General features: G+C 61.1%; 10 protein-coding genes. 5 read left to right on the top strand and 5 right to left on the bottom strand.

The genetic code is table 11. The features are described from left to right. The coding region (locus tag R3217_09350) for an amidohydrolase family protein (GenBank protein MDX1455648.1) at positions 1-1,489 on the top strand (1,489 nt) is incomplete at its 5' end. 63 nt (positions 1,490-1,552) lie between these two features. Here the strand turns inward: R3217_09350 and R3217_09345 are convergent. After that, positions 1,553-2,923, bottom strand: coding sequence for a VWA domain-containing protein (locus R3217_09345; protein MDX1455647.1), 1,371 nt, complete (start codon positions 2,921-2,923; stop codon positions 1,553-1,555). 193 nt (positions 2,924-3,116) lie between these two features. Here R3217_09345 and R3217_09340 point away from each other — a divergent pair, with 193 nt between their 5' ends. Together R3217_09340 and R3217_09335 are read left to right on the top strand one after the other, a co-directional pair. Beyond that, the gene (locus tag R3217_09340) at positions 3,117-3,998 is read left to right on the top strand and encodes an ABC transporter ATP-binding protein (protein MDX1455646.1); all 882 of its coding nucleotides are present in this window, start codon (positions 3,117-3,119) and stop codon (positions 3,996-3,998) included. Position 3,999: 1 nt separating this feature from the next. Further along, the gene (locus R3217_09335) at positions 4,000-5,007 is read left to right on the top strand and encodes an ABC transporter permease (GenBank protein MDX1455645.1); all 1,008 of its coding nucleotides are present in this window, start codon (positions 4,000-4,002) and stop codon (positions 5,005-5,007) included. 62 nt (positions 5,008-5,069) lie between these two features. Here R3217_09335 and R3217_09330 read toward each other — a convergent pair whose 3' ends face one another. Then, complete coding sequence (locus R3217_09330) at positions 5,070-5,408, bottom strand: DUF4389 domain-containing protein (protein ID MDX1455644.1); 339 nt, start codon at positions 5,406-5,408, stop codon at positions 5,070-5,072. 153 nt (positions 5,409-5,561) lie between these two features. Here R3217_09330 and R3217_09325 point away from each other — a divergent pair, with 153 nt between their 5' ends. Both R3217_09325 and R3217_09320 read left to right on the top strand, forming a co-directional pair. Then, positions 5,562-6,350 carry a TatD family hydrolase gene (locus tag R3217_09325; protein MDX1455643.1) on the top strand — a complete coding sequence of 263 codons (789 nt, stop codon included), beginning with the start codon at positions 5,562-5,564 and terminating at the stop codon, positions 6,348-6,350. Positions 6,351-6,585: 235 nt separating this feature from the next. Next, positions 6,586-8,085 (top strand): aminotransferase class III-fold pyridoxal phosphate-dependent enzyme, encoded by a 1,500-nt coding sequence (locus R3217_09320; protein MDX1455642.1) that lies wholly within the window; start codon positions 6,586-6,588, stop codon positions 8,083-8,085. Between the two features lie 66 nt (positions 8,086-8,151). On the opposite strand, the gene R3217_09315 is transcribed toward R3217_09320, so the two are convergent. The 3 genes from R3217_09315 to R3217_09305 all read right to left on the bottom strand — a co-directional run. Continuing rightward, positions 8,152-9,084 carry a tetratricopeptide repeat protein gene (locus R3217_09315; protein MDX1455641.1) on the bottom strand — a complete coding sequence of 311 codons (933 nt, stop codon included), beginning with the start codon at positions 9,082-9,084 and terminating at the stop codon, positions 8,152-8,154. A 44-nt stretch (positions 9,085-9,128) separates the two neighbouring features. Next, entirely contained in the window at positions 9,129-9,815 is a 687-nt protein-coding gene (locus tag R3217_09310) for a hypothetical protein (GenBank protein MDX1455640.1), read from the bottom strand. A gap of 19 nt (positions 9,816-9,834) precedes the next feature. Next, positions 9,835-10,078: hypothetical protein (locus R3217_09305; protein MDX1455639.1), on the bottom strand; the 244-nt coding region annotated here is incomplete at its 5' end.

Here is a 10,078-nt window from a genome sequence, read left to right as displayed (position 1 = left end):
CACGCCGTTCGTGAAGACCGGCAAGAGCATCAGCATCGGTCCGGACACCAAGGCCATCCCGACCGCAAAGGTCTCGCGCGATACCGGTGACTACCTGCACTGGAACGGTGGCAGCGACACCTTGTACTGGATGACCGGTCCCGAGCTGTTCTCCCGCTCGCTGGATGAAGCCTTCGCGTTTCTCGCTGACGGTGAAGAGCTGTCCGATGAACCGGCTGTCGGATTGGATATCGGATTCGATACGGCAACCGACAAGCCAGGCAGCAGGATTGCCCTCGTCGGCGGCCGAATCATCACCATGAACGGTGATGAAGTCATTGAACAGGGAACGGTGCTGGTGAACGGCAATCGCATCGAGGCCGTCGGTGCGAACATCGAGATTCCCGCCGGCTATGAAGCTGTCGATGTCAGCGGCAAGACCCTGGTACCGGGCTTCATCGATGTGCACTGGCACGGCGCCCAGGGTTCCAGCGAGTTCATCCCGGAAACCAACTGGGTGAACATGGCATCGCTGGCCTTTGGTGTGACCACGATTCACGATCCATCGAACGACACCAGCACCATCTTTGCCGCCGCCGAGATGGCGCGCGCCGGTGAGATCATCGCACCCCGCATCTTCTCGACAGGCACGATCCTGTACGGCGCTACCATTTCGATCACTGCCGAGGTGGACGACCTGGATGACGCCCTGTCCCATCTTCGCCGCATGAAAGCCGTTGGTGCATTTTCGGTCAAGAGCTACAACCAGCCACGTCGCGACCAGCGCCAGCAGATTCTCGAAGCCGGACGTCAGCTCGACATGCTGGTCGTGCCCGAGGGTGGCGCCCTGTTCCAGACCAACATGACCATGATTGTCGATGGCCATACCGGCATCGAACACTCCCTGTCGGTGGAAAATGTCTATGACGATGTCCTGCAGCTCTGGTCGCAGAACGATGTCGGCTACACCCCGACGCTGGGCGTTGCCTACGGCGGCATCATGGGCGAGAACTACTGGTACCAGCACAGCAACGTGCTGGAAAACGAGCGCCTGATGAACTGGGTGCCTTACGAGCGGGTCGCACCGCGTGCCCGCCGTCGCCCCATGGCACCGGAGGGCGACTACAACCACATCAAGGTAGCCGAAGCGACCAAGCAGTTGCTGGATGCCGGCGTGGACGTACAGCTCGGTGCTCATGGCCAGCGCGAGGGGCTGGCAGCGCACTGGGAGATGTGGATGTTCGACCAGGGCGGCATGAGTGCACTGGAAGTCCTGCGTGCCGGCACGCTTGCCGGTGCGAAGTACATCGGCATGGACGCTCACCTGGGTTCGCTGGAAGTCGGCAAGCTGGCGGACATCGCCATCCTCGACGCGAATCCGCTGGAAAACATCCGCAACACGGATTCGGTGTCACACGTGATGGTCAATGGCCGTCTGTATCGCACCGACACCATGGAAGAGATCGCCAGCGGCACCAGCAAGGCCGGACCCTTGTTCTTCAAGGACTGAAGCTGTCGCGATCATGAAAAAAGGCGCCGCAAGGCGCCTTTTTTTATTCCCCTCGACACGCACTCAATCGGCGTCGGATTCCTCGGGCTTCTTCATCTTCGCTTCCGGCGAGATCATCGTGCGATCGGAATCGAAAAGCTCCGGGATGACGAACTCGAATTCGTGGCGGTGCACGCGGACAAGGTCCCCGTGCTTCAACGGGTGTTCGGTGGTCACGCGCTGGTCGTTGACGAAGGTGCCGTTGACACTTCCCTCGTCACGGATCCAGAAGGACTGGCCGCGTCGCTCGATGGTCGCATGCCAGCGTCCGACCGTACGCTCGTCCACCACGATGTAATCCATGGAGGGGTCCGAACCCGAAACCCTGCCGATCACCGCGGGCTTCAGGCCCAGCTCGTAGCGCTTGATGTCGGATGGATCATAGACGTCATACAGCACGGCCGAGGGACCATGATCCTCGGTTTCCTTGCGGCTGGTGGTGCGCTTCAGGAAGCCCATGACCGCGTCGCCCCAGAAGATGCTCACGCCTACCGCGCCCAGCACCAGCAAGGCCAGGATCATCAGGATGACGCGCAGGCTGGAGGTTTCTTCCTCCTCGGCCTGGTCGCCAGGCTCGGCCGACCCGTCGGCCGTGTCGCTGTCAGCCTGGACAGTTGCCGGCTCGCGATAGACGATGCGTTCGGGTTCGTCGCCGCCAGCCGGTTCCGTCGGCGTCGTGAAATCCTCAGACCCGCTATCGGTGGAAGGCGAGCGGGAGAGGAAATCGCCCCTGTCCGATGACTGTTGTGCCAGGCGCCGCGGCGTGTCCAGCACGCGATCGATACGCCGCAGGACCGGTGCGATGTCTTCGGCCCGGATGGCCCGGAAATACTCCGCATCCGTTGCCTGCGCCACGCTTTGCAGCAACTGGAAATCGGCATTCTCGGTAAAGGCCACGGCGAATACGCGAATACCCTCATCAGCAGCGTCTTCGGCCAGGTCCTCGCGCAGCCATTGTGCTTTTTCGACATCCCTGGCCGGAACACCGGTGTCGATGATGCCGTCGGTCATCAGGATGATGGCCTTGTCCGCCTCCATGCGCCCGTTGAGACGGAGCTCGTAGAGACCGCGCTCTATCGCCGAAGCCGTATCGGTCCACTGGCCACTGAAATTCAGCCGATCCAGGCTGCTCAGCAGGACGTCCTTGTTGTCGAAGGTGACCTCGGTCAGCGGCTGCACAAGACGTGGCGAGCCATCGAAAATCACGATGGCAACGCGCGTGCCGCCCGCCTGGGCCCGGATGAAATCGGTAACCGCGGACACGCTGAGACGCGCCGGATCGTTCGCCCGCATGCTGCCCGAGTTGTCCAGCACCAGTACCACGTCGCGCTGGTCGGAGGCGTGCACCGGCAGCGACAACATGGCAACGAGTATCAAAAGCCCCAGCTTTCTCATGGTTCCTTCCGCTCCTTGCTTGTTTCCTCGTATCGCCCCGGCCGGACCGCGCGTCCTCGCGGCATTCCCCTATACCTGCAGGCGAACATGTACAATCCAGTTTAGCCGGAATTTGCGGGCACATGCCAAATCAAGCTCACGGATTGATGCCCGCCGGAGCACCCGGCAAGCCCGGGGAAATCAAGGAATCGACATGTCTCCCATCCTGGAAGTGAAAGATATCTTCAAGCGCTACCCCGGCGTGCAAGCCGTCGACGGCCTGAGCCTGGCCATCGAGCCGGGCAGCTGCTTCGGCTTGCTGGGCCCGAACGGCGCTGGCAAGACCACCACCATCGAGATCATCGAGGGGATAACCACGGCCAGTTCGGGCGAAATCCTCTACAAGGGTGAATCGCAGGGCCGCCGCTTCAAGCTGGAATCGGGCATCCAGTTCCAGTCCACCGCCCTGCAGGACAACCAGACGGTGCTGGAGACATTGCAGATGTTCGCGGACCTGTACCCGGGCGGGATGGCCATCGACGAGCTGGTTGAGCTGTGTTCGCTGGATGCCTTCATCGACCAGGATGCCCGCAAGGTATCGGGCGGCCAGCGGCAGCGGCTGCTGCTCGCCATCGCCCTGGTGAACGATCCGGATATCGTGTTCCTGGACGAGCCCACCACCGGGCTGGACCCCCAGGCCCGTCGCAACTTCTGGTCACTGGTGGAGCGCATCAAGGCGCGCGACAAGACCATCCTGCTGACCACGCACTACATGGAGGAGGCCTACATCCTCTGCGATCGCATTGCCATCATGGACCATGGCCGGATCATTGCAGAGGGTACGCCCCGTGAACTGCTGAAGAAGCATTTCAATGACAGCGTTCTCCAGTTGCCAGCCCGGCATGCGGCGGCGCTGGAATCGCTGCCCTACCCGCTGTACCGGCACGGCGAGTCGGTGGAGCTGCTGGTCAAGGACGTGAATGCCACCATCAAGCAACTGCTGGAATGCGAGATTCCGCTGGACGAGCTCATCATCCGTGAGCGCACCCTGGAAGACCTGTTCCTGGAACTGACCGGCAAGGAGCTGCGCGCCTGACATGAAACGCTTTCTCGCCATCTTCAATGCCCGCAACCGCGAGTTCATCCGCGACCGCTCGACCCTCGGCTGGAACATCATCCTGCCCGTGGTCCTCGTCATCGGTCTCGGGTTCATCTTCAGCGACGACAACAAGGCCATGTTCAAGGTCGCGGTGCTGCATCACGCGGCCAGCCTCGACACGCTGGACGAGCCGTTCCTGGAGACCCAGCACATCCAGTTCTTCACGGCTGAAGACCAGGTCACCGCGATCGAAAAGGTTTCCCGGCACCAGGTCGACATGTTGCTGGACCTGCGCGAATCACCACCGCACTACTGGGTGAATTCCAGCTCGCCGCGGGGCTACGTGCTCGAGCAGATGCTGCCCGCCGGGGACTACCGCAAGGAGCTCGCCGAGGGCCGCGAGGTGCGATACGTGGACTGGCTGGTGCCGGGCATCCTCGGCATGAACATGATGTTCTCCTGCCTGTTCGGGGTCGGATACGTCATCGTCCGCTACCGCAAGTCGGGCTTCCTGAAGCGCCTCAACGCCACGCCCTTGCGCGCCATCGAGTTCATCTCGGCGCAGGTGGCATCCCGCTTGCTGCTGATCATGGCCATTACCGTCGCGGTCTACATCGGTACGGACTTTTTCCTCGATTTCATGATGAACGGCTCCTACTGGCTGCTGTTGCTCGTCACCACGCTGGGAGCAATTGCCATGATTTCACTGGGCCTGCTGGTGGCGGCCCGCGTGACCAGCGAGGAACTGGCCGGTGGCCTGCTGAACCTGGTGACCTGGCCGATGATGGTGCTGTCCGGCGTCTGGTTTTCGCTGGAGGGCAGCCCGGAGATCGTGCAGTTCGCGTCCTACATCTTTCCGCTGACCCACATGCTGGAAGCCGCCCGCACGGTGATGATCGATGGCGGCGGCCTTGCGGAGGTGACCGTCAACATCGCGGTATTGCTTGGCATGACGGCCGTCTTCCTTGGCCTGGGCTCGCTCGCCTTCAAGTGGCGCGAAGACTGACTGGCGCCAGCAAGCATAAAAAAAGCCCCGCCTTGCGGGGCTTTTTCGTTCAGGCAAGAACCTCAGCTGGTCTTCTTCTTCGCAGCTGCCTTCTTCTTTGCCGCCGGCTTGTTGCCGGCCGGCCAGTCACCGAAAGGAAACGGCTTTTCCTCCGTGTTGAAGGTCAGGTAGGCCACGATCTGGCGCACGAATTCCGCCAGGCTGGCACCGAAGGACACCAGGCTCTCCTGGGTATGCCGCGTGAACAGCATCATCAGGAACTGGAATACCACTACAAGGCCGAGCACCACCGAAGTGGCCCACAGGATGGCACCGTACAGCACGATGAATACGAGGCGCAGCCAGGTATCCTGGGACTTGAGATTCTCTTTCAATTCGTCGGTATCGATCTGGTCATTCATTCTCTTGGCTCCTTCGTGCCCCCCTCTGGACACGATTTCATTATCCATGCAGACACAGCGTACCGCAAAGATTCCCTGCTTGTGCAGGACTGAAGAATGCTTTGCTTCATGGCAGGATATGGGGACGCAGCAACCCGATTTAAAGGGCAACACATGGACTTGATCGATATCGGCCTCAACCTGACCCACGACAGTTTCGACAGCGACCGCGAGGAGATGATGGCTGCAGCCAGCGAACTCGGCGTTCGGCGCTGCATCATCACCGGAACAACGGTCGAGGCCAGCCAGCAGGCCGAGGCGCTTGCGGCCGCCCGCAATGACTGGTTCGCGACCGCAGGGATTCATCCGCATCACGCCAGCGAACTGGACGGCGAAGCCCTTGCTGCGCTGCGTGCACTCCTTGCGTCCGCCAACGTGGTGGCCGTTGGCGAATGTGGACTGGACTTCTTCCGCAATTACTCGTCGCGCGAAGCGCAGGTCAATGCCCTGGAAGGCCAGCTCTCCATCGCCGCGGAGACCGGCAAGCCGTTGTTCCTTCACCAGCGCGAGGCCCATCGGGACTTGCTGGACATCCTGCGAAACGAACCGGCCGCCATGGCCAATGGCGCGGTGGTGCACTGCTTCACCGATGGTCCGGACGAGCTGCGGGATCTCCTCGATCTCGGCATGTACGTCGGCATCACCGGCTGGCTCTGCGACGAGCGGCGCGGCGAGGCCCTGCGACAGGCGGCAAGATTCCTGCCGCTGGACCGGGTCATGGTTGAAACCGACGCCCCCTACCTGCTGCCCCGCGACCTGCCCGAAAAGCCGAAGGGTCGCCGGAACGAGCCCAGGCACCTGCCACATATCGTTGCGCGGCTGGCCGAGGAAATGGGTCAGCCTGTCGAGGCGGTCGCGGCGGCGACGACCCGCAATGCGGAGACGTTGTTCAGGCTCCCTTGACGGCCATGTGCCTGATTCTGGACGCTTTCCTGTGGTTTCGGCGGGCCTCGGATTCGCTCCGACAGCGGGCCTTATGGTAAGCTCAGCGGCTGTTTCCCGGGCGTGAAGCCCCGCCATCAAGGCCCTCAGGGCCGGCGGGTGACCGGGCAATCAATACACTTTACTCCCTGCCGGGATCCTCACGAGGCATGTCGGCCGGCTTTCAATATTTCGAAAACAAGAACGGGTGTTATTCATGAAAATGATGGACATGCTCAAAGAACTGCGTGCCCAGGGCGGAGAAATCGTCACCAAGGGCCTGGCTGACGACGTCATCGAGCGCTTCAGCAAGAACGATCCCCTGCTGGCGCAGGCCGTCGAGGAAGCGCATGGCGCCTTCGAATGTGTCCGCCAGGAATACCCCGACCTCATCGGCAAGGACGAATGGGACCAGGTCCACGCCCTGCAGGATGATTACGTCAATTTCTACAACGACGACGTCGTGAACCCGTACGTGCCGCTGGCCGCCCGTGGCCCGTGGATCGTCACCCTCAAGGGTGCCGTGCTGCACGATAATGGCGGCTACGGCATGCTGGGTCTCGGTCATGCGCCGCAGGTCATCCTGAATGCGATGAACCAGCCGCACGTCATGGCCAACATCATGACGGCCTCGTTCAGCCAGAAGCGCTTCGCCCAGGCCATCCGCAAGGAAATCGGCAACCAGCGCAAGGACGGCTGCCCCTACGACAAGTTCCTGTGCATGAATTCCGGTTCGGAAGCCGTCACGGTTGCTGCCCGCATCTCGGACGTCAACGCCAAGCTTGCGACCGACCCGAACGGCAAGCATGCCGGCAAGACCATCAAGAAGGTCGCGCTGACGGGTGCCTTCCATGGCCGTACCGACCGCCCGGCGCAGTTCTCGCACTCCACCCGCAAGACCTATGCCAGCCACCTGGCCAGCTACCGTGGCAAGGACGACCTGCTGACGGTCATCCCGAACGACGTCGACGACCTGAAGCGCGTCTTCAAGGAAGCCGAAGCGAACAATGTGTTCATCGAGACCATGTTCATGGAACCGGTGATGGGTGAAGGCAACCCGGGCATGGGCGTGACGCCGGAGTTCTATGCCGCTGCGCGCGAACTGACCAAGGCGCACGGCTCGCTGCTGCTGATGGATGCCATCCAGGCTGGCCTGCGCACCACCGGCTACCTGTCCATTGTCGACTACCCCGGCTTCGAAGGCCTGGAAGCACCGGACATGGAGACCTACTCCAAGGCGCTGAATGCCGGCCAGTATCCGCTGTCCGTGCTGGCAATGAACCAGCGCGCTGCCGAGCTGTACCGCAAGGGCATCTACGGCAACACCATGACCGCCAACCCGCGTGCACTGGATGTCGGCACCGCCATGCTGGGCGCCATTACCCCGGCCATGCGTGAAAACATCCAGGCGAAGGGCAAGGAATTCGTCGAGAAGCTGGAAAAGCTGGCGGGTGAACTCGATGGCCGCATCACCGGCGTCCAGGGTACGGGCCTCTTGTTCTCCTGCGAACTCGCCTCGAACTACAAGTGCTACGGCGAAGGTTCCACCGAGGAATACATGCGCATGCAGGGCGTGGGCGTGATCCATGGTGGTGCAAACTCGCTGCGTTTCACTCCGCACTTCAACATCACCTCCGACGAAGTCGACATGATCGTCGAGGCCGTGCGCCACGCACTGCTCGAAGGCCCGCGTGCCAAGGAACACGCAGCAGCCTGATTGCTGTTGCGCCCATGAAAAAGCCCGGCATTGGCCGGGCTTTTTTTATGCATGTTGAAGCCTGGATCAGTCCAGGTCTGCGAGCGCTTTTCGTGCCACCTCGTTTTCGGGTTCAAGCTCGACTGCTTTTCGATAAGCAGCTCTCGCCGCTTCGATATCACCCGCGTGTTCCTCGATGTTGCCCAATCGCCAGTAAGCCGACGTTGCCGGAACGCCAAGAGAATCATCGACCTCGACCATGGCGATATAACGCTGCATGGCACGGCGGCCGTCATCGATGAACTGCCCTGACAGTGCTGCCGTCCTGCCAAGCTGGTATACAGCCATCGGCAGCGGTTCAGGCTTTGCGGCATAATCGGCCAGCAAGTCGTGAGCCTTGGCGAACTCTTTTTCTTCATGCCAGGCAACCGCAAGCTGCACGGCGATATCGTCCCATTCCGGATGCTCCACAAGCGTGGCCTGCATCAGTTCGATGGCCTCGTCTTCATCGCCATCAGCGACCAGATTGCTCACGACAACGCCGATGCCACGACGTCGGTCATGCTGCATGATGAATTCGGCCTGCTCTTCCGCCACGTCCATGTCACCGCCCGCGATCCAGGGCGCATTGCGATGAAACGAAGCCAGTGTTTCGCGCGCCTCGAAATTCATCGGATCCAGCTTGATGGCCTTTTCCAGTGACCGGACCGCCGACTTTGCATCGGAGAGCGAGCTGTCACGACTTGCCCGGCTCAGCAGCGCTCGTCCCAGCCAGGCATGAGACATTGAACGCTCGCCATGTGTCTCGACAAGTTGCTCGAATGTCTCCACGCCGGCATCGGTTTCGCCAGCCTGCATATGAAGGCGACCTTGCACTGCAAGCGCCTCGGCACACGGGCTTTCGGCTTCAACCAGCGCGGCCAGCGCTCCTCGGTCAATGGTTTCGCTGTCGAAATCCTCGTTCATGCCTGGCAGGTCGGCGCATCCGAGCCCTGCCACCAGCAACATGCTTGCGATCATGCATTCCTCCTTGAAATGTTGTACTTGTCTGAATTCCGGCCCGTTTACGCGGTCGGTTGTTTCTGCTTCGGTGCGTACTTGCGTGTGGAATATATGGATGCCGCAACGCCGACCACCACCGGCAGGATCCACGGCAACATGCCAACGAAGCCGTCAAAGGCTCCGTACTGCGGCATGACCTGGCGCAGGCCAAACGCACCGAAAGCAACATGCGCTGCGATACCGGCACCGATCATGCCGGCAAGATGTTCTTCCAGCCACCATTTGGCGGAAAGTTCATCTTTTTTCCTTGCTCGCCTCAGCCCGTCGATACCAGCAATGATTCCGATGGACGAAAACAGCGTGAGCAGGATCACGTCATTGGCGATGCCGAGATACAGCACGCTGGCACCTGCTGCCACATTCAACGCGGAAAGCAGCTTGTACGGCATGCCGTAATAACGGTTCCGGTCATGCTTCAGCTTCGGTGAGAACCATGCGGTGGAAATCGCGGTCATCGTGATCACCAGCAGGTACGCGAGGAAGGTCGCGCTCACCCAATGCCCCAGCAGGTAGGCACGCGCCGTCAATGGAATACCGGTAATGGCCACGATGGTCATTGCGATCACGAACCACTTTCCCGCCTTGCGATGAACCGGGCTGCCTTTCTTCGTCAGCGCCGGCAGCCAGAAGACAGCCAGTGCCGCCAATCCGGCAACCATGTGCGTCTTGAGAAACAACGTGTACAGCATTTCCATCTCAGTGCCCCCTTCAGGTTTGCGTTTGCTGGCGCGCGCGAATGCGACCCAGCGATTTGTCGACCCACGCGACCAGGGCCCGCGTCTTGTGCAGGCCCATGTCCAGCGTGAATTGCATGTGGAATTCATTGATCGGAAGTTCGTCCGGATAGCGCGGATCCTCCGACCACCCTGCTTCCGCAGCCTCGAGTTCCTCGAGGGTGCGACCCAGCTGTTCCCGAAGCGCACAGAAGAAGCGCTCGCTCAGCTCCAGGTTG

The sequence above is a fragment of the Gammaproteobacteria bacterium genome, assembly GCA_033720895.1.
GTDB lineage: Bacteria > Pseudomonadota > Gammaproteobacteria > Natronospirales > JAJUFS01 > JAWWBS01.
The sequence above is the reverse complement of the archived record's forward strand: the minus strand, read 5'-3'. Positions and strand labels throughout refer to the sequence as shown.

What these genes read in the sequence shown, in the direction of transcription:
- R3217_09340 (MDX1455646.1), top strand. Translation starts at nt 3,117, where the DNA reads ATGTCTCCCATCCTGGAAGTGAAAGATATCTTCAAGCGCTACCCCGGC.
- R3217_09330 (MDX1455644.1), bottom strand. Translation starts at nt 5,408, where the DNA reads ATGAATGACCAGATCGATACCGACGAATTGAAAGAGAATCTCAAGTCC.
- R3217_09320 (MDX1455642.1), top strand. Translation starts at nt 6,586, where the DNA reads ATGAAAATGATGGACATGCTCAAAGAACTGCGTGCCCAGGGCGGAGAA.
- R3217_09335 (MDX1455645.1), top strand. Translation starts at nt 4,000, where the DNA reads ATGAAACGCTTTCTCGCCATCTTCAATGCCCGCAACCGCGAGTTCATC.
- R3217_09310 (MDX1455640.1), bottom strand. Translation starts at nt 9,815, where the DNA reads ATGCTGTACACGTTGTTTCTCAAGACGCACATGGTTGCCGGATTGGCG.
- R3217_09315 (MDX1455641.1), bottom strand. Translation starts at nt 9,084, where the DNA reads ATGATCGCAAGCATGTTGCTGGTGGCAGGGCTCGGATGCGCCGACCTG.
- R3217_09345 (MDX1455647.1), bottom strand. Translation starts at nt 2,923, where the DNA reads ATGAGAAAGCTGGGGCTTTTGATACTCGTTGCCATGTTGTCGCTGCCG.
- R3217_09325 (MDX1455643.1), top strand. Translation starts at nt 5,562, where the DNA reads ATGGACTTGATCGATATCGGCCTCAACCTGACCCACGACAGTTTCGAC.